This is a genomic window from Streptomyces pseudoechinosporeus, from assembly GCF_054783935.1.
The window spans coordinates 118,135-138,220 of sequence record NZ_BAAGPS010000007.1 but is presented as its reverse complement, the minus strand read 5'-3'; the positions used below and the strand labels follow the sequence as shown (position 1 = coordinate 138,220).

General features: G+C 71.2%; 21 protein-coding genes. 12 read left to right on the top strand and 9 right to left on the bottom strand.

The window, feature by feature from the left end:
• The first annotated feature begins 84 nt into the window (after positions 1-84).
• From ACYVO6_RS10830 to ACYVO6_RS10815, 4 genes are read left to right on the top strand one after another with little or no spacing between them, the layout of a single operon-like run.
• Entirely contained in the window at positions 85-1,665 is a 1,581-nt protein-coding gene (locus ACYVO6_RS10830) for a methylmalonyl-CoA mutase family protein (RefSeq protein ID WP_461059791.1), read from the top strand.
• Entirely contained in the window at positions 1,665-2,054 is a 390-nt protein-coding gene (locus ACYVO6_RS10825) for a cobalamin B12-binding domain-containing protein (RefSeq protein WP_461059789.1), read from the top strand. Before ACYVO6_RS10830 ends, ACYVO6_RS10825 begins: the two co-directional genes overlap by 1 nt.
• A 14-nt stretch (positions 2,055-2,068) precedes the next feature.
• A complete protein-coding gene (locus tag ACYVO6_RS10820; RefSeq protein WP_461059787.1) occupies positions 2,069-3,025 on the top strand; it encodes a TIGR03564 family F420-dependent LLM class oxidoreductase in 957 nt (318 codons plus the stop codon).
• Positions 3,022-4,077, top strand: a complete 1,056-nt coding sequence (locus ACYVO6_RS10815; protein WP_461059785.1) for a CaiB/BaiF CoA transferase family protein — start codon at positions 3,022-3,024, stop codon at positions 4,075-4,077. Before ACYVO6_RS10820 ends, ACYVO6_RS10815 begins: the two co-directional genes overlap by 4 nt.
• Here the strand turns inward: ACYVO6_RS10815 and ACYVO6_RS10810 are convergent.
• On the bottom strand, positions 4,054-5,055 hold the full coding sequence (locus ACYVO6_RS10810; RefSeq protein WP_461059783.1) for a 2Fe-2S iron-sulfur cluster-binding protein: 1,002 nt from the start codon (positions 5,053-5,055) through the stop codon (positions 4,054-4,056). The genes ACYVO6_RS10815 and ACYVO6_RS10810 overlap by 24 nt on opposite strands.
• Positions 5,056-5,152: 97 nt before the next feature.
• On the opposite strand from ACYVO6_RS10810, the gene ACYVO6_RS10805 reads away from it, so the two are divergent.
• The 4 genes from ACYVO6_RS10805 to ACYVO6_RS10790 are packed head-to-tail and all read left to right on the top strand — an operon-like array spanning position 5,153 to position 9,356.
• On the top strand, positions 5,153-6,610 hold the full coding sequence (locus ACYVO6_RS10805; RefSeq protein WP_461059781.1) for a class I adenylate-forming enzyme family protein: 1,458 nt from the start codon (positions 5,153-5,155) through the stop codon (positions 6,608-6,610).
• Positions 6,588-7,481, top strand: coding sequence for an acyl-CoA dehydrogenase family protein (locus ACYVO6_RS10800; RefSeq protein ID WP_461059779.1), 894 nt, complete (start codon positions 6,588-6,590; stop codon positions 7,479-7,481). The genes ACYVO6_RS10805 and ACYVO6_RS10800 overlap by 23 nt, the downstream gene beginning before the upstream one ends.
• A complete protein-coding gene (locus tag ACYVO6_RS10795) occupies positions 7,468-8,574 on the top strand; it encodes an acyl-CoA dehydrogenase family protein (protein ID WP_461059777.1) in 1,107 nt (368 codons plus the stop codon). The genes ACYVO6_RS10800 and ACYVO6_RS10795 overlap by 14 nt, the downstream gene beginning before the upstream one ends.
• On the top strand, positions 8,571-9,356 hold the full coding sequence (locus ACYVO6_RS10790) for an enoyl-CoA hydratase/isomerase family protein (RefSeq protein WP_461059775.1): 786 nt from the start codon (positions 8,571-8,573) through the stop codon (positions 9,354-9,356). Before ACYVO6_RS10795 ends, ACYVO6_RS10790 begins: the two co-directional genes overlap by 4 nt.
• A gap of 13 nt (positions 9,357-9,369) precedes the next feature.
• On the opposite strand, the gene ACYVO6_RS10785 is transcribed toward ACYVO6_RS10790, so the two are convergent.
• Positions 9,370-10,137, bottom strand: coding sequence for an SDR family NAD(P)-dependent oxidoreductase (locus ACYVO6_RS10785; RefSeq protein WP_461059773.1), 768 nt, complete (start codon positions 10,135-10,137; stop codon positions 9,370-9,372).
• A 107-nt stretch (positions 10,138-10,244) separates the two neighbouring features.
• Between ACYVO6_RS10785 and ACYVO6_RS10780 the strand changes: the two genes are divergently transcribed.
• Positions 10,245-11,399, top strand: coding sequence for a thiolase family protein (locus tag ACYVO6_RS10780; protein ID WP_461059771.1), 1,155 nt, complete (start codon positions 10,245-10,247; stop codon positions 11,397-11,399).
• A gap of 6 nt (positions 11,400-11,405) precedes the next feature.
• On the opposite strand, the gene ACYVO6_RS10775 is transcribed toward ACYVO6_RS10780, so the two are convergent.
• The 3 genes from ACYVO6_RS10775 to ACYVO6_RS10765 form a co-directional block, all read right to left on the bottom strand.
• The gene (locus ACYVO6_RS10775) at positions 11,406-12,449 is read right to left on the bottom strand and encodes an NAD(P)H-dependent amine dehydrogenase family protein (protein WP_461059769.1); all 1,044 of its coding nucleotides are present in this window, start codon (positions 12,447-12,449) and stop codon (positions 11,406-11,408) included.
• Entirely contained in the window at positions 12,446-13,267 is an 822-nt protein-coding gene (locus ACYVO6_RS10770; RefSeq protein WP_461059767.1) for an acyl-CoA thioesterase, read from the bottom strand. The genes ACYVO6_RS10775 and ACYVO6_RS10770 overlap by 4 nt, the downstream gene beginning before the upstream one ends.
• Positions 13,268-13,331: 64 nt before the next feature.
• Positions 13,332-14,006, bottom strand: a complete 675-nt coding sequence (locus ACYVO6_RS10765) for a TetR/AcrR family transcriptional regulator (RefSeq protein WP_461059765.1) — start codon at positions 14,004-14,006, stop codon at positions 13,332-13,334.
• A 206-nt stretch (positions 14,007-14,212) separates the two neighbouring features.
• Between ACYVO6_RS10765 and ACYVO6_RS10760 the strand changes: the two genes are divergently transcribed.
• Genes ACYVO6_RS10760 through ACYVO6_RS10750 form a run of 3 tightly spaced genes read left to right on the top strand, consistent with a single transcriptional unit; the run spans position 14,213 to position 17,163 of the window.
• On the top strand, positions 14,213-15,211 hold the full coding sequence (locus ACYVO6_RS10760) for an acyl-CoA dehydrogenase family protein (RefSeq protein ID WP_461059763.1): 999 nt from the start codon (positions 14,213-14,215) through the stop codon (positions 15,209-15,211).
• Positions 15,195-16,370, top strand: a complete 1,176-nt coding sequence (locus tag ACYVO6_RS10755; RefSeq protein WP_461059761.1) for an acyl-CoA dehydrogenase family protein — start codon at positions 15,195-15,197, stop codon at positions 16,368-16,370. The genes ACYVO6_RS10760 and ACYVO6_RS10755 overlap by 17 nt, the downstream gene beginning before the upstream one ends.
• 10 nt (positions 16,371-16,380) lie before the next feature.
• Positions 16,381-17,163, top strand: a complete 783-nt coding sequence (locus ACYVO6_RS10750) for an enoyl-CoA hydratase (protein WP_461059759.1) — start codon at positions 16,381-16,383, stop codon at positions 17,161-17,163.
• A gap of 12 nt (positions 17,164-17,175) precedes the next feature.
• Here the strand turns inward: ACYVO6_RS10750 and ACYVO6_RS10745 are convergent, their stop codons facing one another.
• From ACYVO6_RS10745 to ACYVO6_RS10730, 4 genes are read right to left on the bottom strand one after another with little or no spacing between them, the layout of a single operon-like run.
• Positions 17,176-17,961 carry an acyl-CoA dehydrogenase family protein gene (locus ACYVO6_RS10745; RefSeq protein WP_461059757.1) on the bottom strand — a complete coding sequence of 262 codons (786 nt, stop codon included), beginning with the start codon at positions 17,959-17,961 and terminating at the stop codon, positions 17,176-17,178.
• Between the two features lie 2 nt (positions 17,962-17,963).
• Positions 17,964-19,073 carry an acyl-CoA dehydrogenase family protein gene (locus tag ACYVO6_RS10740; RefSeq protein WP_461059755.1) on the bottom strand — a complete coding sequence of 370 codons (1,110 nt, stop codon included), beginning with the start codon at positions 19,071-19,073 and terminating at the stop codon, positions 17,964-17,966.
• Positions 19,070-19,486, bottom strand: coding sequence for a nuclear transport factor 2 family protein (locus ACYVO6_RS10735; protein ID WP_461059753.1), 417 nt, complete (start codon positions 19,484-19,486; stop codon positions 19,070-19,072). The genes ACYVO6_RS10740 and ACYVO6_RS10735 overlap by 4 nt, the downstream gene beginning before the upstream one ends.
• Positions 19,476-20,045: a carboxymuconolactone decarboxylase family protein gene (locus ACYVO6_RS10730; protein ID WP_461059751.1), complete on the bottom strand. Its 570-nt coding sequence runs from the start codon at positions 20,043-20,045 to the stop codon at positions 19,476-19,478. The genes ACYVO6_RS10735 and ACYVO6_RS10730 overlap by 11 nt, the downstream gene beginning before the upstream one ends.
• Positions 20,046-20,086: the final 41 nt, after the last annotated feature.

The following is a 20,086-nucleotide window of genomic DNA, read 5'->3' as shown; positions in this document are numbered from 1 at the left end:
CCTCGGCTCACTCACACCCAAGCAGGGGGTGGCTCTCTTCAGTGGTATTGGCATTCTCTTTTTGTGCAAGTAGCGTATCCATCGATGAATGACTTCACCCAGACTTCCTCCGGCATCCCGCTCAAGCCGGTCTACGGACCGGAAGACCGGGGTGCCGAGCCGCCTGACCCGGGCACCTTCCCCTTCACGCGCGGCAACTACGCCACCGGCTACCGGGGGCGGCTGTGGACACTCAGGCAGTACTCGGGTTTCGGCACCGCGGAGGAGTCGAACCGCCGCTACCGCTACCTGCTCGACCAGGGCGGCACCGGGCTCTCGGTGGCCCTCGACCTGCCCACCCAGTGCGGCTACGACTCCGACGACCCGGAGGTGAGCGAGGAGGTCGGCCGGGTCGGGGTCGCCGTCGACACGCTCGCCGACGCCGAGATCCTCTTCGAGGACATCCCCCTGGACCGGATCAGCACCAGCTTCACCATCAACGGCACCGCGGCGATCCTGCTCGCCTTCTACGTGGCCGCCGCCGAGCGCAGGGGAGTGCCCCGGGCGAAGCTCACCGGCACCATCCAGAACGACATCCTCAAGGAGTACGCCTCCCGCGGCACCTGGATCTGGCCCCCCGAACCGTCCCTGCGCCTGATCGCCGACACCATCGAGTTCTGCGCGGCCGAGGTGCCCAAGTTCAACGCGATCTCGGTCGCCGGCGCGCACTTCCGCGACGCGGGCGCCAACGCCGTACAGGAGATGGCGTTCACGCTCGCCGACGGGGTCACCTACTGCGACACCGTGCTCGCACGCGGTCGTATGACGATCGATCAGTTCGCTCCGCAGGTGTCCTTCTTCTTCTACACGCATGGCGATTTCTTCGAGGAGATCGCCAAGTACCGTGCGGGACGCAGGCGTTGGGCGACCATCGTCCGGGAACGCTACGGCGCGACCTCCGACAAGGCGGCCATGTTCCGCTTCGGCTGTGTCGCCGGCGGCGCCTCCCTGTACGCCCCGCAGGCGCGCAACAACGCCGTGCGGGTCGCCTACGAGGCCATGGCCTCCGTACTCGGCGGCGTCCAGTCGATGTTCACGGCCGCCTGGGACGAGCCCTTCGCCCTGCCCAGCGAGGAGTCGGCGACCCTCGCCCTGCGCACCCAGCAGATCCTCGCCCAGGAGACCGGCGTGGCCCGTGTGGCGGACCCGCTCGGCGGCTCGTACTTCGTCGAGGCGCTCACTGACGCCACCGAGGAACGCATCGCCCGGATCATGGACGACCTGGAGCGGCACGGGGGCATGGTCCGGGCGATCGAGGACGGCTATCTGCAGGGACTCATCGCCGACGAGGCCTACCGCCTCCACCAGGACATCGAGGCGGGCACCCGGCCGGTCGTCGGCGTCAACCGCCACGTCGCCGAGGACGAGCCGGCGCCCGACATCGTCACCTACGAACTCGACGCCAAGGGCCGCGAGGTGCAGCTGAAGCGGCTCGTCCGCGTCAAGGCGGAACGCGACCCGGCCGCCGTACGCGCCCGCCTCGCCGCCCTGTCCCGCGCCGCGGAAGGCGATGACAACCTCATGCATCCCCTGATCGACTGCGCGGGCGCTTACTGCACGGTCGGGGAGATGGTCACCGCCCTGAAGGACGTGTGGGGCGAGTTCCAGCAGCCGGTGGTGTTCTGATGGGAACCAGGATCCTGATCGCCAAGCCCGGGCTCGACGGCCATGACCGGGGCGCCAAGATCGTGGCGCGCGCCCTGCGCGACGCGGGCTTCGAGGTCGTCTTCACCGGTATCCGGCAGCGCATCGACGACATCGTGGCGACCGCTGTCCAGGAGGACGTCGCGATGGTCGGACTGAGCATGCTCTCCGGCGCGCATCTCGCGCTGACCACCCGTACCGTCGAAGCCCTCCGGGCCGCCGACGCCGGGGACATCACGGTCGTCGTCGGCGGGACGATCCCACCGGCGGACGTGCCGCGCCTGAAGACCGCGGGTGCCGCTGCCGTGTTCCCCACCGGAACACCCCTTGACGTCGTGGTGGCGGACGTACGCGCCCTCACCTCACGCTGATCTCTGGAGGGATCGTGCGGATCGGAGTGATGATCGGGCCCGAGCGGGGGGACTCCGCGCGGAAGGTCTCGCGGCTGCTCGCCGACGTGGAGTGGGCCGAGTCGGCGGGGATGGACACCGCTTGGATACCCCAAATCCCCACGGATTTCGACGCGTTGACCGCCGTCGCGCTCATGGGAGCCCGTACGACTCGTATCGAGTTGGGTACCGCCGTCGTACCGCTGCAGGCCCAGCACCCGATAGCGCTGGCGCGGCAGGCACTGTCCGCGCAGGCAGCGGCGGGCGGGCGGCTGGCGCTGGGCATCGGGCCCTCGCACCACTGGATCGTACGAGACATGCTCGGCCTCCCTTACGAGCGCCCGGCCGGCCTCACCCGCGACTACCTCGACGTACTGGACGCGGCCCGGCGCGGCCCGGGACCCATCGACGTCGAGAACCACACCTACACCGTGCACAACCTCCTCGACCTCGCCCCCGTCGCCCCGCTCCCCATCCTGCTCGCCGCCCTCGGCCCGGTCATGCTGGCGCTCGCGGGGGAGCGGGCCGACGGGACCGTGCTGTGGATGGCCGACGAACGGGCCGTCTCCGAACACGTCGTCCCGCGCATCACCAAGGCGGCCGAGGCGGCGGGACGCCCGGCGCCGCGGATCGTCGCGGGCATCCCGGTCTGCCTGTGCCGCCCGTCGGAGGTCGACGCGGCACGCGAGCGCGCCAACCGGATCCTCGGCGAGGCGGAGATCTCGCCCAACTACCAGCGCCTGCTGGAGTACGGCGACGCCAAGGACGTCGGCGACCTGTGCGCGGCCGGCGACGAGGCGGCCATCGCGGCGCGGTTCAAGCGGTTCGCCGACGCCGGGGTCACCGATCTGTCGGTACGGCTGCTGCCGATCGGCAACGGCCGGGACGAACTCGTCGCCTCCAAACGCCGTACGAGGGAAATGATCTCTGGCCTCGCGGCGGAGTTCCGGTGACTCCCGGACCCCTCGCGGGGATTCGCGTCCTTGAAGTCGGGCACATCCTCGCGGGCCCGTTCGCCACCATGCTGCTCGCCGACCTCGGCGCCGAGGTCACCAAGATCGAGCCACCCCACGGGGACCTCTCGCGTCAGGTCGGGGACGCCTACTTCGCCAGCATCAACCGCAACAAACGCAGCATCTGCCTCGACCTCACCTCGGAGGAGGGGCAGCAGCGCCTGGGCGAACTGGTCGCCGGCGCGCACGCGTTGCTGGTGAACCTCAAGCCGTCGGTGATACGACGCCTCGGGTTGACGTACGACAGCCTGCGCCGCCGGAACGAGCGGATCGTCTGTGTCGCCCTCACCGGCTACGGCCTGGAGTCCGGCGACGATCCGGCCTTCGACTATGTCATCCAGGCCGCGACCGGCGTCGCCGCGCTCACCGGCGACCCCGACGGGCCGCCGACCCTGCCCGGGTACTCCTCGGTCGACAACTCGGCCGCTCTGACCGCCGCCCTTGGCCTGCTCGCCCAGATCGTCTCCGGGCGCGGCGGCCAAGTGGACGTGGCCCTGCGCGACGTGATGCTCGCCCAGCTCAACTACCGGGCCTCGGCCTGGCTCAACGACGGAGTCGAGCCGCGGCGCCTGCCCTTCGGCGCGCACTCCTACTACGTGCCCGCCCAGCTCTTCCCCACGGCCGAGGGCCACTTGGCGCTGTTCGTCACGCACGACGGCTTCTGGAAGACCTTCGCCGCCGAGGCCGGGATCGACGGCTTCCCGACGATGGCCCAGCGTGCGGAACGCCGCGACGAGGTCCTCGCCGTCGTCACCCGGGCCCTCGCCGCCGACACGGCCAAGGGCTGGGAGGCGCGGCTGCGCCCGCTCGGCATACCGGCGGCGGCCGTACGCACCCTGCCCGAGGCGCTGGACGCCACCCCCGGGATGATCGTGAAGGCCGGCGACTTCCGGCTGGTCGGCAGCCCGATCCGCATCGCCGGGTACGAGCCTGACTACCGGCCGCCGCCCGGCCTCGGGGAGCACGGCTCACTCGTAGTGGACGGTCACTGATCCGGCGTCCGGCACACCCTGGCAGGTGAGGACGTACCCCTCGTCCACCTCCTCCTCCGTCAGGGCGTCGTTCACCCGCATCGTCGCGCTGCCCTCGGTCAACTTGCCCATGCAGGTGGCGCAGTTGCCCGCCTCGCAGGAGAACGGTGGGGTGAGACCGGCCCGGCGGGCGCTCTGCAGGAGGGTCTCGTTCGGGTGCTTGGGGACGGACACGCGTTGGTTGCCGAGCACGATCGTCACGGTTCCCGCGGGCTCGGGGGGTTCCGGCTTTTTGGCGGGCTCGGGCAGCGGCTTACCGCCGAACCGTTCGCTGAACACCCGGCCCGGACCCGGCAGCGCGGACTCCACCAGCTCCATGAAGGGCTCCGGCCCGCACACGTACGCGTCCGCGTCACCGTCGTCCCCGACGAACTCCCGTACAGCCGCCGCGTCGACGAAACCTCGCTCGTCGTCGAGATGCCGTACGACCGTCAGACGGCCGGGGTGGCGTTCGGCCAGCTCGGTCAGGGCAGAGTGGAAGATCGCCGAGGCCCGGTCGCGGTCGGCGCACAGCAGCCGGACTTCGCGGTCGGTGGTCGCGAGCGCGCTCTTGGCCAGGGAAAGGATCGGGGTGATCCCGCTGCCGCCGCTGAACCCGAGCAGTGGAGTCTCCGCAGGACGCAGGCAGAACCGCCCCCTGGGCAGGGTGAGTTCGAGTTCGTCGCCCTCGGTCACATGGTCGTGCAGCCAGTTCGAGACCTTGCCGCCCGGCACCCGCTTCACGGTCGTCATCAGCTCGGCGTCGGTCTCCGGGGCACTCGACATCGAGTACGAGCGCAGTACGTCCCGGCCGTTCACAGAGACCCGGAACACGCAGAACTGCCCCGCCTGGTAGGAGAACGGACCCTCGCGCGGGTCGAGCACGAACGTCCGCGCGTCCTCGGTCTCCTGGACGATCTTGATGACGGTCGCGCGCTGGAACAGGGCGGGGATCGCCATGGACGCCCTCCTCGTGCTCTGGTATCAAGGTTCTGTCGAAGTGAGAATACTATTCTCTCCAGGAAGATGGGACCCTCTCCATGGGTGGGGACAAGAGATGAGCGGGCGGGCCGCCCTGGTCTTCGAGGACCGGGAGTACAGCCTGGCCGAACTGGACGCCCTCGCGGACGGGCTGGCCGGGACGCTGGCACGGCGGGGGGTACGGGCGGGGGAGCGGGTGGCGCTCATGTCGTCCAACCGGCCCGAGTTCGTGGTCGCGGTGCGGGCCGTGTGGCGGTTGGGCGCGGCGGTCGTACTGCTCAGCCCGGCGTGGAAACGGGGCGAGGTCGAGCACGCCCTCACGGTCACCGAGCCGGCCCATGCGGTCGGCGACCAAGCGGTGCTGGCGGAGCTGATGCCGATGCTGCACCTGGAGGAGCCGATCACGCCGGGGAGCGGGACGTCCGGACAGCCGGACCCGAAGTCCTTCGGACAGCCGGACCCGGCGTCCGATGCCGTGCTGGTGTTCAGCTCGGGTACGACCGGCATGCCGAAGGCCGTCCGGCACACCCATGCCTCGCTCGCCGCCGCCGTACGGCACTGGCGCGAGGCACTTCAACTCACCTCGCGGGACCGGATCCAGATCGCCACCCCGCCCTCGCACATCCTGGGCCTGCTCAACATCGTCACGGCCCTGGAGGCGGGCGCCTGGCTGCGCCTGCACCGCCGCTTCGACCTGGACCGGGTGCTGCACCACATCGAACTCGACCGCGTCACCATCGAGATGGCCGTCGCCCCGATCGCGCTCGCCCTCGCCTCCCACCCGAAGCTCGAGTCGTACGACCTCTCCTCGCTCCGCTTCATCATGTGGGGCGCGACGCCCGTGACGCCGAGCGTCGCCGAGACCGTCACCCGGCGCACGGGTGTCGGCTGGGTGCCCGCCTACGGGGCCAGTGAACTGCCCGTCATCGCCTGCAACCCGCTGGACGGAGCCCGCCTGGACACACCGGGGCGTCCCGTGCCGGGGGTGAGTGTGCGCGTGGTGTCGCTGGACACCGGAGCGGAGGTCGGGCCGGGCGGGACCGGGGAGATCGAGGTGCGCTCGGAATCCCTGATGGCCGGCTATCTGCCGGCCGAGGCGACGGCGGATGCCTTCCACGACGGCTGGTACCGGACCGGCGACGTCGGCAGCGTGGACGCGGACGGCTGGCTGCGGCTCACCGACCGTTCCAAGGAGATGATCAAGGTGCGGGCGTTCCAGGTCGCGCCCGCCGAGGTCGAGGCCGTGCTGCACGGCCATCCGGCGGTCGCCGACTGCGCGGTGTTCGGCATCCCCGACCCGGCCGACGGGGAGACGGTCGTCGCCGCCGTCCGGGCGAGCCGTCCAGTTGAAGCCGCCGAGCTCATCGCGCTGGTCGGCGAACGGCTGGCCTCCTACAAGCGGCCGAGCCGCGTGGAGTTCGTGAGCGAGATCCCCCGTCTGCCGTCCGGGAAAGTCCTGCGCCGCGTACTCAAGGAGCAGGTCCTTGCCGAGCTCGTCCCCGAGGAGGGCCATGGACGTACGTCTGACCGCTGAGCAGCGCCAACTGCGCGACGCCGCCGCCCGGTTGGCGGCCGACCTCGGACCCGGCTCGGTCCTCGACCTGGACGACGCCGACCGGATCGCGCGCCTGGAGAAGGCGGTGGAGACGACCGGCTGGCGAACGCTTCGCTCCGACGGGGCGTCCGGCGTCGAAGTCGCCCTGGTCGTGGAGGAGTTCGGGCGAAGGCTCGTCGACGTCCCGCTCCTCGGGCCCGTACTCGCCGACGACCTGCGCCGGGAGTTCCCGTCGGCGACGGTCGCGGTGGACGGAGTCGCACGAGACGCCCGAGGCATGCGACAGGCACTCGCCCTCGAGGGCGACCGGATCCTCGCCGCCGAGACCGGCCCTCTGGTCCCCGGCCCCGACCTGACCAGACGCGATGCCGAACTACGCGGCCCGCTGGAGCCGTTGGGCACCCTGCCCGGCGAAGCCGCCGCCCGCTGGCGGGCGTTGGCCCTGGTCGCCACCTGCGCCGACCTCGTGGGCACGGCCCGCGGCGCGCACACGCTCGCCTGCGACTACGCCAAGATCCGCGAACAGTACGGCCGGCCGATCGGCACCTACCAGGCCGTCGCCCACCTGCTTGCCGAAGGCCTGGCCCTGATCGAGGGCTCGGTGAGCGTCCTGCGCCACGCGGCCTGGGCCGTCGACGAACTTCCCGTCCCCGAGGCCCTCCACGCCGCCCGCATCGCCAAGCTGTACTGCGCCCGCGCCGCCCGCACCGTCTGCGAGACGGCCGTGCAGGTGCACGGCGGCATCGGCAACACCTGGGAGTGCCTCGCCCACGTCCATCTGCGCCGGGCCCTCACCTCCGCCGACCTGTTCCCCGTACGTCTGGAGGAGATCGACTGTGGACTTTTGTGACGCGCCGGAGGAGGCCGCGTTCCGGCAGCGGTTGCGGGACTGGCTCGCCGAGCGGGCCGGGACGTTCCCGACCTCGGGCGACGAGTACTGGGCCCGGCAGGGCGCATGGCACCGGGCGCTGCACGCGGCCGGGTTCTTCGGCCTGTCCTGGCCCAAGGAGTACGGCGGACACGAACTGCCGCCCGTCTACGACGTCATCCTCGACGAGGAGCTGGCCCGCGCGGGCGCCCCGCCCCGCCCCAGCCTCGGCTACCTGGTCCAGGGCCTCGGCCGGCACGGCAGCGAGGAGCTGCGGCACCGCTTCTTCCCCGGCATGATCGACGGCACCGAACGCTGGTGCCAGGGCTTCAGCGAACCCGGCGCAGGCTCCGACCTCGCATCCCTGACGACCACGGCCACCCGCGACGGGGACACGTACGTCGTGCACGGCCACAAGATCTGGACCAGCTACTCCGACGTGGCCGACTGGTGCCTGCTGCTGGCCCGCACCGACCCGGACGCACCCCGCCACCGCGGCCTCTCGGCCTTCGTGATCTCGATGGACCAACCGGGCGTGGAGCAGCGGCCGTTGAAGATGATGAACGGGGTCACGAGGGAGTTCGGCCAGCTCCTCTTCGACGGCGCGAGGGTCCCCGCGGACCAGATGGTGGGGGCGCCGGGGGAGGGCTGGGCGCTGGCCATGACGGTCGTAGGACACGAGCGTGAACCGGCGACGCTGGGCTTCTCGGCCCGATACGGCAAGCTGGTGCGCGAGTTGGCAGCCCAGGTGAAGGGGACGAAGGGGGCCACACCACCGCCGGAACTCGCCTGGGCCGTGGTCGAGACCGAGATGCTGCGCCTGCACGTACGGCGACGGCTGTCCGAACAGCTCGACGGCGTCTCGCACGGCCCCGAGGGGTCGCCGGACAAGTTGCTCATGACCTGGACGGAACAGACGGTCGGACACGCGGCCCTCGCGGTCGGCGGCACCCGCGACCCCGAGCTGCTGAACGCCTACCTCTACAGCCGCGCACAGAGCGTCATGGGCGGCACCTCGCAGATCCAGAAGAACATCATCGCCTCGCGAATCCTCGGACTTGGGAGCCTGACGTGACGGATGGACAACGTATGTACGGCATGCCGGAGGAGATCGACGTCCGCGCGGACGGCCCGCTGCGGATCATCACCCTCAACCGGCCCGACGTACTCAACGCGGTCAACGACCCGCTGCACACCGGACTGGCCCACCTGTGGCCGAGGCTGAGCGAGGACCGCGACGCCCGGGCCGCCGTACTCACCGGCGCGGGCAAGGCGTTCTCGGCGGGCGGCGACTTCACCTACCTCGACGAGATCAGGCGTGACGCCGACCTGCGTTCCCGCACCATCGCCCACGGCCGGGAGATCGTCCTCGGCATGGTCCGCTGCCGCGTACCCGTCGTCGCGGCCGTCAACGGCCCTGCCGTAGGCCTCGGTTGCAGCCTGGTCGCCCTCAGCGACGTCGTCCACATGGCCGAGTCCGCCTACCTCGCTGACCCCCACGTCCAGGTCGGCCTGGTCGCCGCCGACGGCGGCCCGCTCACCTGGCCGCTGCACACCAGCCTGCTCCTGGCCAAGGAGTACGCCCTCACAGGCGCCCGCATCCCCGCGGAGCGGGCCGTGACGATGGGGCTGGCCAATCACGTGGTGGCCGACCCGCTCGCCGAGGCCATGGCGTGCGCGAAACGAATCGCGGGACTGCCCCGGCAGGCCGTCGAGAGCACCAAACGGGTCCTCAACATGCATCTGGAACGGGCGGTCCTCGCCACCCTCGACTACGCCACCACCGCCGAGGAACAGTCCTTCCAGACCGAGGACTTCCGCGCCATCGTCGAACGCCTCACCGGCGGGGACGCCTGAGGCAACCGCGGGCTCACTTGGGCGGGAACCGCAGGGCCCCGTCCAGGCGGATGACCTCGCCGTTGAGGTAGTCGTTCTCGCAGACGTGCTGGACGAGGGCGGCGTACTCGGGAGACCGGCCCATGCGCCGGGGGTGCGGGACTTGAGGCCCCCAGTACGCCTCCAACTGATCGCCCGCCTTGCCGTAGGCGGGGGTCAGGAACGTACCGGGCGCGATCGTGACGACCCGGATGCCGAGCGGGGACAGGTCGCGTGCGGCCACCAGGGTCATGCCGACCACCCCGCCCTTGGCGGCGGCGTAGGGAAGCTGACCGATCTGGCCCTCGTACGCCGCGATCGACGCGGTGTTGACGATGACGCCCCGGCTCCCCTCCTCGTCCACCGGCTCCTGGCGGGCCATGGCGGCGGCGGCCAGACGCATCACGTTGAACACCCCGGTCAGGTAGATGTCGACGGTCTGCCGGAACCCGGCGAGGTCCAGGGGTTCACCGTCCCGGCCGACGAGCCGTCCGCCGCTCGCGGGTCCGCCGTGCGCGTCCACCGAGATCCGCAGCGGGGCGAGAGACTCGGCCTCGACGATGGCCGTACGGACGTCGTCCTCGTCGGTGGCATCGGTCCGTACGTAACGGACGCCCAGCTCCTTCTCCAGAGCCCTGCCCTTGTCGTCGGCGAGGTCCGCGACGACCACCGCCGCTCCCGCCGCGTGCAGCCGGCGCACCGTCGCCTCGCCCAGACCGCCCGTCCCGCCGACCACGATGGCGGAGTTGCCATCGATCCGCATCCGAGCCCCCTCTCTCACTCTTGCGAGTATCGTTCTAATTTTGAGAGAGTAGCATTCTCGCTTCACGGTGTAATCCCTGTCCGACCGGCCGAGTTGGAGAGCCGCCCATGCCCGAGGCAGTCATCGTCTCCGCCCTGCGCACCCCCGTCGGCACCGCCTTCAAGGGGACCCTGCGCGACACCACGGCCTTCGACCTGGCCCACCACATCGTCGGCGCTGCGGCGAAGGGGCTCGACCCGGACCACGTCGACGACGTGATCCTCGGCGAGGGCCTCTACGGCGGCGGCGTCCTGGCCCGGCACGCGGCGCTGACCGCCGGACTCACCTCCGTCCCCGGACAGGCCCTCAACCGGCACTGCGCCGCGGGCCTCGCCGCAGTGGCGGGCGGGGCCGCGAGCATCCGCGCCGGCATGGACGACCTCGTCATCGCCGGAGGCGTCAACTCGGCCTCCACGGCGCCGAAATCACGCTTCCGGATCGACGGGGAGTGGGTCGAGCCCTGGACGCCGCCCACTCATCCCGACCGGCCGGACGCCCCCAACACCGACATGTCGATCACCATCGGCTGGAACGTCGCCCAACGGACGGGCATCACCCGCGAGGAGATGGACGCCTGGGCGCTGCGCTCGCACCGGGGCGCCGTACGGGCCATCGACGAGGGTCGCTTCGACGCCGAGATAGTCCCGGTCGAGACCGTGCACGGGCGGTTCGCCGTCGACGAACACCCGCGCCGCGACACGTCCTTGGAGAAACTGGCCGCGCTCAAGCCGCTGCACCCGGAGATCGAGGGATTCAGCATCACCGCGGGCAACGCCTGCGGCGGCAACGACGGCGCGGCCGCCCTGGTCGTCGCGAGCGACAGCGCGGCGGCCGGCGAGGGGCTGCCCGTCCTGGCCACCGTACGGTCCTGGGCGTCCGTCGGCGTCGACCCCGCGGAGACCGGGCTGGCGCCGGTGAAGGCGATCCCCAAGGCGCTGGCCCGCGCGGGCTTTTCGACCGCGGACGTCGACCTGTTCGAGATCAACGAGGCCTTCGCCTCCGTGGCCGTCGCCGCCGTCCGGCTCCTGGACCTCGACCCGGACCGGGTCAACGTCAACGGCAGCGGCTGCTCCCTCGGCCATCCCGTCGCCGCCACCGGGGCGCGCATGCTGGTCACACTCGTCCACGAACTGCGCCGCCGCGGTGGTGGAATCGGCGTCGCGTCGATGTGCGCGGGCGGCGGGATGGGTTCGGCGATGGTCGTCGAGGTGCCCGCGCCGTAGGCGGGTTCACCCCAGCGTCGCTGTGATCTGCGGCAGGTCGAGGGTCGTCCGGATCCCGGGAGCCGCCGCGCAGACGAACGGCACGGCGTTGACCGCGCGGTTCGCCGTGTACGACGGTGACACCACGGCCATCCGGTCGAGCGGCACCGGCAGCCGCATGCCGACGTCCAGCGGCGCGTCGCCGTCGACCGTGAGGTGCCAGCCGGTGTCCCGCAGGTCCCAGGCCGGTTCGAGGTCGGTGGTGCAGTACCACGTCGCGCGGAAGCGCAGCAGCGGGCGGCCCGCGCGCATCCCGGACACCGTGAGGCGCTGGGCAGCCACTGTGCCCGGCTCCAGCGTGCCGGCGGCGATGCCGACCCGGTGGCGGGCGGTCGCGACCTCCCCGCTCGCCTCCAGGGAGTCGAGCGGATTCCCGAGGGCCTCGGCGATCAGCCGCAGCGACGGGCCGAAGCTGGTACGTGCCCGCGAGAGGCGGCCTTCGTCGAACTCGCCGGGTGCGACCCCGTAACCCATCACGCCGAACAGCAGGTCCGGCGAGGGGCGTTGGGAGAGGTCGGCGAACTCGTCGATGGTCAGCCCGTCGACCCGCCGCGCGATCGACGTCAGCACGAGCGGCACGGCCTCGGTGATGAAGCCGGGGCTGCTGCCCGTGCTGTGGAGCGAGGTACCGCCGCGTTCGCAGGCGGCTTCAACTCGCTTGCGTACGACGGGATCCATGCTCCCCGGATGGTGGAACTCGCCACGCGTGGTCACGACGTTCGCGCCCGACTCCAGGAGCCTGCACACCTCGTCGACGTCGCACACGAGCGGCATGTACAGCACGCAGTCCGCACCCAGACTCACGATCTGCTCGACGTCCCGGGTGGCGGTGACGCCCGTGGCGCCCAGCCCGCACAACTCGCCCGCGTCCAGCCCGGCCTTGTCCGGCGTGTGCACGTGGACCCCGGCCAGGGTCAGGTGCGGGTGCTCGATGACGGCGCGCAGTGAGCGGGTGCCGATGGTGCCGGTGGCCCACTGGACGACGCGGTGCGGCCGGCCGGTGACGCTCATCGCGTCCCCTGTGCAAGCCGCAGCAGGGCCTCCTGGGCGTAGGACGCGACCAGGGTGCCGTCCTCGGTGAACACATCGCCCCGGCCGAAGCTGCGGCCGTGGGCGAGGATCGGGCTGTGCTGGCGCAGCAGCAGCCAGTCGTCGGCGCGGAAGGGCCGGTGGAACCACACCGTGTGCGAGGTGACGGCGGAGGTGAACGCTGTCCCGGCATCCCGCTGGCTGATCCCCTCGAGCGGGCGCAGCGCCGTGCCGATGAGGGTCAGGTCGGTGGCGTACGCCGTGAGGGCGGGCGCCAGTTCCGTGTCGGTCGACGGGGTGCGCATCCAGAGGTCGAGTCCGGGAGGGCCGGCGGTGGGGGAGTCGAGGTCGGCTGTGGTCCGGGTCTCCCAGGGGAGCAGGCGCAGCTCCACGCGGTGCTCCGGCCCCGGGAGGGCGGGGATCGCCGTGGTGGCCTGGTGGGCGGGGCCGTCCTCCGAGGTGTGCAGGGACACCGAGATGGTCGCCACGACCCCCTTCGTCTGCCGGGCGACGACCGTCAGCGTGGCGAAGGAGCCGCCCTCGTGGTGGCGCTGCACCTCGTACCGCACGGGTTCGTCGACCTGGCCCGCCCGCGGGAACAGGGCGTGCAGGGACTTGACGGTCTTGTCCGGGCAGACGAGCCGCGCAGCGCGGACGGACTGGGCCAGGAGCTGCCCACCGAACAGCCGGTGGTAGCCCAGGCGCTGGTTGGGCCCCTCGTACTCCGTGCTTCCCGCGGGCGTACGCAGGTCGAGACAGGCGAGCAGGTCGTCCCAGAGTTCACTCAAGGCAAGCGGCATGCCTGAGATGGTAAGGGATATTTCCCTATCTGAGAATGGTGTTCTCGCCCGTGTGGTGGGTGGGTTAGTCGACGGTGAACCCCTTCGCGCAGAAGTCCCAGATCTCGTCCGCGGTGATCGGGTGGGTGCCCTCCTGGCCGCTGGACTGGGCGTTGAACATGACGGTCTGCATGGTCAGCGCGGCCACGCGGCGGGGCTTGAAGCCCGGGTTCAGCAGGCCGGCGTCCTCGAGCTCCGTCATCAGCTCGGTGAAGAGGCCGAGGAGCGGGGTGCTCGCGACCCGCATCTCGGCGGGGTGCGAGACCAGCAGGCGCAGGGCGAAGTCGGTGAACAGCGGGCGCTGCGCGCCGGACGGATCGGGCCGCGAGGTTTCGAACAGGGCCTGGATGACGACCTTGAGCTTGTCCAGCGGGGCGGTGTGCTCGGCCGTGGCGATCCGCAGCTCATCGGCCGACTTGCTCAGGGCGTCCTCGAACAGCGCGAGCAGCAGTTCGTGCTTGCCGTCGAAGTGCTGGTAGAAGCTGCGCAGCGACTGCCGGGACCGGTCGACGACCTCCTGCACGGTGAAGTCCGTGGTGCCCTTCTCCGCCATGATCGACTGCGCCGCGTCGAGGAACCGCTCCACCCGTTGCTCGGCCCGACGCTTCGCCGCTTGGGTGGAACGCTCGACCGCGCGTTGCTTCCAGGCCGGTTCTTCGGTGGGGGTGCTCACGGGTCGGTCCGCCTTCTCTGCTGCCATGCGGAGAACATTACTGCAGTGCAGCGACAAGGCGCCTGTGGCAAGGCTGGACACCTCGGAGGGCATGGGGGAGACTCTTAATTCCCAATAGAGAGAATGTTATTCTCGCTCACCGTGGCGTACCGGGACACCGGCAGGGAGGCCGTTCATGGCGTGGGACTTCCAGACCGACCGCGGGATCGGGCTCTTCGTCCATGGAGGCTCCGATGCTGTTTGAGTTCGACGCCGAGCAACGGCTGTGGCAGGACACCGTGCACAAGGCGGTCCTCAAGGAGTGCCCGCCGACGCTGGTCCGCAGGATCGTGGACGACGGCGCCGATCCGGCTCCGCTGTGGCGCGTCTACGTCGACCTGGGCTGGACCGAACTGACCGACCCCGCCGACACGGTCGAGCTGGCCATCGTCCTGGAGGAGCTGGGCCGGGCCACCGACCCGACGCCCTACCTGGCGACGATGACCCAATTCGTGCCCCTCGCACCGGAGTTCGCTGAACCGGGGCAGTCCGGCACGGCCGTACACACGGGCGTCACCGCCCGTCCCGAGGACGGCGGCTGGGTGCTGGAGGGCACCGCCCGCCACGTTCTGGACGGCGACCGGGCCGACCGGCTGGCCGTCGTGACCGACGAAGGCGTCTTCGTCGTATCCGCCGACGAGGTGACCGCCGTACGCACCCCCGTCTTCGACCCTGTCCTGCACATCGCCGAGGTGTCCTTCCCGCGGGTACGGGTGACCGACCGGGCCCGTACCGCCGCCGACCCGGAACGCGCCCGTCACCTCGCCCTCACGGGCATGGCCCTGACGATGGTCGGCGCCTGCCGCCGCGCCCTCGAGATGGTGCTCGACCACGTCCGCACCCGGCATCAGTTCGGCGCCCCCATCGGCTCGTTCCAGGCCGTGCAGCACAAGGCCGCCGACATGCACGTGGCCGTCGAACGTGCCCGCGCCCTGGCCTACTTCGCGGCGCTGACGATCGCCGAGGACGCCCCGCGGCGTCGGCCGGCCGCGTCCATGGCCAAGGCGGCGGCGGGCGAGTGCCAGGCCCTGGTGTTCCGTAACGGGGTGCAGCTGTTCGGGGCGATGGGGCACACCTGGGAGAACGACCTGCAGTTCGCGATCAAGCGGGCGAAGGCGGGCGAGCTGATGCTGGGCGGCGCCGCCGAGCACCGGGCGCTGATAGCCGAGGAGTGCCATGCGACTGACCTTTGACGACGACGTCGAGTCCTTCCGCGCCGAGTTCGCGGCGTTCCTGGAGGCCAACCTGCCCACCGAGGCGGAGGCAACCGAGCGGTCCCGCTCCACCGGGCACATCCCCGAGTGGGCCAGGCGGTGGCAGCGCCTCCAGTTCGACGAGGGCTGGCTGCTGCCGGGCAACCCACCGGAGTTCGGCGGACGCAACGCGGGCGTCATCCAGCAGTACGTACACCTGGAGGAGCTGTCCCGGCGCCGCATCTGCCACAGCTTCAACCCCCAGGGCGTCGGCATCATCGCCGCCTCCCTGCTCTCCTTCGGCACCGAGGAGCAGAAGCACCGCTGGGCCGTGCCCATCCTGCGCGCCGAGATCACCGCCGCCCTCGGCATGAGCGAACCCGGCGCCGGCTCCGACCTCGCCTCCCTGCGCACCCGCGCCGTCCTGGACGGCGACCACTTCACCGTCAACGGGCAGAAGGTGTGGACCTCCGGCGCCCACGACGCCGACGTCCTGCTCACCTTCGTCCGCACCGACCCCGAGGCCCCCAAGCACAAGGGCATCAGCGTGCTGCTGATCCCCACCGACACCCCCGGAGTCACCCGCCGCCCCTTCGCCTCGTACACCGCTGCCGAGGACAAGGACTTCAACGAGGTCTACTTCGAGGACGTCCGCGTCCCCGCCGAGAACCTCGTCGGCCCCCTCAACCAGGGCTGGCGGGTCGCGAACGGCTCCCTCGGCCACGAGCGCACCCTGATGTGGCTGGGCGAGGCCGAACGGATGGGCCTCGTCGTACGGGACTTCCGCCCGTCCGGCCCGCTGGAGAAGGACTGGTACGCCACCCTCGTCATGGACCTGCAGGCGCTGCGCCTGCTCGGTTCGGCCGCCCTGGCCCGCGCCGCCCGCGGCGAACAGGACGTACCCGCCCTGTCGGTACTGAAGGTGCTCGGCTCGGAGGGCTCGCAGCGGGCCCTTGAGCGGGTTCTTGAAGCCGCCGGTCCTGACGGGCTCGCCTATCCGGCGACCACCGCGCCGTACTGCCACATGAGTTTCGACGACGACTCCGCCAGCTGGTTCAACCGCTACGCGCGCAGCTTCGGCGGCACCATCGCCGGCGGTACGTCCGAGATCCAGCGCACGATCATCGCCGAGCGCGTGCTCGGTCTGCCCCGACGCTGAGGAGACGTTCGTGCACATCCTGTATGCGGTGAAGGACCACATCGCGACCCTCACCCTGAACCGCCCCGAGGTCGCCAACGCCCAGAACATGGCCCTCCTCGACGAACTCGACGCCGCCTGGACGCGGGCCGCCGAGGACGAGGACGTGAAGGTGATCGTGCTACGCGCCGAGGGCAAACACTTCTCCGCCGGGCACGACCTCAAGGACCGCTGGCCCGCCCCGAACGAGATCACCCTGGAGTGGATCTACCGGGCGGAGAACCGCCGTTATCTTGAGTACACCCTGCGCTGGCGGAACGTGCCCAAGCCGTCCATCGCCGCCGTCCAGGGGCGCTGCATCGCGGGCGGACTGATGCTGTGCTGGCCGTGCGACCTGATCGTGGCGGCCGAGGACGCCCTGTTCTCCGACCCCGTCGTCACGATGGGCATCGGCGGCGTCGAATACCACGGGCACACCTGGGAGTTGGGGGCCCGCAAGGCGAAGGAGATCCTGTTCACCGGGCGCCCGCTCACCGCGGAGGAGGCCGAGCGGGTGGGCATGGTCAACCGGGTGGTGCCGCGCGATCAGTTGGACGCCGAAACGCGTGAACTGGCCGAACGGATCGCGAAGATGCCGGCGTTCGGGCTGCGCCAGGCCAAGCGGGCCGTCAACCAGACCCTGGACACACAGGGCTTCTACGCCGCGATCCAGTCGGTGTTCGACGTCCACCAGACGGGGCACGGCAACGCGTTGAGCGTCAGCGGGTATCCGATCCTGGCGAAGCTGGACGAGATGAAGGAGAAGCTGCGCTAAGCCCCACTCAGGTCACAGCTGCACGAGCCGTGGCGCCGAGCCCTCCGCCCGCAGGACGGCCCCGGCCTCGCGCGTCAACTCCCGGGCGCTGCCGAGCAGTCCGTCCAGCACGAGGGCGCGCCGGACGTGCCGGTGCAGCGGATGCTCGGCGGTGAAGCCGATCCCGCCGAGCACCTGCTGGCAGTGGCGGGCAGCCGTCAGCGCCGCCCGCCCGGCCGCCGCCTTGGCCAGCAGCGAGCCGAGGGGATCGGCGGCGACCGCGAGGGTGGCCTCGGCGCCCTCCAGGGCGACCAGGGTCTCCGCGAGCCGGTGGCGTACGGCCTGGAACGAGGCGAGCGGGCGGCCGAATTGCACTCGGTCCAGGGCGTGCGTCCGGGCGAGCGACAGCATGGCCCGCCCAGTGCCGACCAGCCACCAGCCGAGTGCCCGGCGGCCGGCATCGAGCGGCAGCGGCTCCCCCTCGGAGATGGGGCGCAGAGGCAGGTCGCCGTCCAGCACCGTGCCCGAACCGCCGCCACCCCGCTCCCACACCACCCACGAGCCGCCCGCGTACGGCAACTCCGGCGCACCGCCGACGGATCGCCCCGCCGCGTGCAGCACCACGTCGTTCAGCAGCGGGGCATGCGCGCCGGTCTCGCCGAGCAGTCGGAAGACGGTCGGGACCGCCACGTCGGGGAACTCGGCCAGCAGCTCGTGCCAGCCGAGCCCGGTCAGTGCCGCGTCCAGGGCCGGGCCCGAGGCCGCCGTCATCGTCTTGCGGAGGGTCTCGGCGAGCAGCTCCCGTTCCGCGGCGTCCACGGTCACTCCCTCCCCAGATCGAGCAGTCGGCGGGCGATGATGTTGCGCTGGATCTCCGCGGTGCCGCCGTAGATGGTCGCCGCCCGCGCGTACAAGTACTCCGACCGCCATGGCGACTCGCTCAGCTCCAGCACTCCGGGCAGCAAGTCCCGTGCGGTGTCGAAGAGTTGCTGCTCCGCCGTGGCCAGCAGCACCTTGTCGACCGAGGTCTCCGGCCCGAGCCGGGCTCCGTCCGCCAGCCGCCGCTGCGTCGCGTGTGAGCGGCAGCGGACGGTGTGCAGGGCCAGGTAGGCGGCGCCGAGGGCCGCGTCGTCCGGCTCGGCCGTCTCCTCGAGCAGTCGGTCGAGCCGCGTGTACAGATGGGCGATCCGGTGCCAGAAGCAGGTGGAGCGCTCGTACGGGAGCAGGTCCATCGCCAGGCGCCAGCCGTCCCCGGGGCGGCCGAGCATCCGGTCGGCGGGGACGAGGACGTCGTCGAAGAACACCTCGGCGAACTCGTCGACGCCGTGCATCGTGCGCAGCGGCCGGACGGTGATGCCAGGGGTGTCCATGTCGACGAAGAAGGCGGTGATGCCGTCGTGGCCGGGCGCGGTGCGGGTGAGCAGGACGCAGCGGGCCGCGAACTGGGCGAGGCTCGTCCAGACCTTCTGGCCGTTGACCACCCAAGTGCCGTCGCCGTGCGGTTCCGCCCGGGTGGTCAGGGAGGCGAGGTCGCTGCCCGAGCCGGGCTCGGAGAAGCCCTGGCACCACTGTTCCCGCCCGCTGAGCAGCAACGGCACCATGTCCGCGGCCAGTTGGGGAGGGGCGTACGAGATCATCGTCGGGGCCAGCACCTCGACCATCGAGTAGATGCCGGGCTCGGCAAGCCCGCGCGTGGCGACCTCCTCGCCGAGGACCGCCCGGAACACGGCCGGTCCGCCGAGCCCTCGTACCTCGGCGGGCCAGCCGTAACGCATCCAACCGGCGTCGAACAGAGCGCGGCGTACCCGGCCCAGCTGCGCCACCTGCGCGTCGAACGAGTGGTCGGGGCCGGGGGAGAGGTCGTGATCCGCGAGCCAGGCCCGTAGGGCGGAGCGGAACTCCGCCACGGTCCCGTACGCCTCGGCCTTCATACGGCGGGGCGTTCGAACGCGTGCGGCCGGCCCGAGTCGTGTGCCCCGCTGCGGCGGATGAACGTCATGGCCCGCGTCCGCAGCCGCCAGCCGTCCGCGGTGCGCATGTAGGTGTCGTTGTAGTAGCCGAGCCGCATGTCGTGCGTGGCGTGGTCGATGAAGCACAGCGGCTGGGTGCCGGTCGCGGTGTCGTCGCCGGACGGTTCGATGACGGGCGTCCCGGTGAGGAACAGTCCCTTGGGGGCCGCCGCGACCAGCGCCGGAAAGTCCGCGAGGGGATAGGTGTCGCCGAAGGCGCTGTAGCTGCCGTCGGGGGTGAAGACCGCGAGCAGCCCGTCCATGTCGCCCTGGGTGATGGTCACCGCGTACCGGGCGAGGAGTTGCTGGATCTCCACGAGGTCGTCAGTGGTCATGACCGCTCCTTTCCGGCAAGGGCCGCTCGTCGTCGTCGGGTTGCACGCCGAACGTCTTGAAGGCCATGGCCAGCACGGCGTACGCGCCCACCGTGAACACCAGGTCCATCCGCTGGCGTTCGTCGAGGTGCTCGCCGAGCGCCTCCCAGGTGCGGTCCGACACGCAGGAGTGGTCCTCGAGTTCGTCGACGGCGTCGAGGACCGCGCTGTCCAGCGGATCGGCCGCCTTGCCCCGGCCCGCCGCTTCGATCTCGTCCTCCGTCAGACCGGCCTGCCGCGCCAGCACCAGGTGGCTGGCCCATTCGTACGAGCAGTCCCTCCGCCTGGCCACCCGCAGCGTCGCCAGTTCGCGCAGCCGGGGCGGCAGCGTCGAGCCGAACAGGACGTACGTACTGAAGGGGAGGAAGGCCTCGGTCAGGTCGGGGTGGCGGACCAGCGTGGCCATCGCGTTCCCGGCGCCCTGCGCGTTGCGCAGTCTCCTGGGGAGCATGGAGACCAGCGCGGCGCGCGTCCGGTCGTCCCATTGGTCGTCCGGCAGCGGGGGCAGGCGCGGGGTCATGCCGTGACTCCCTTGTCGTAGCGGTGAGAATGACATTCTCT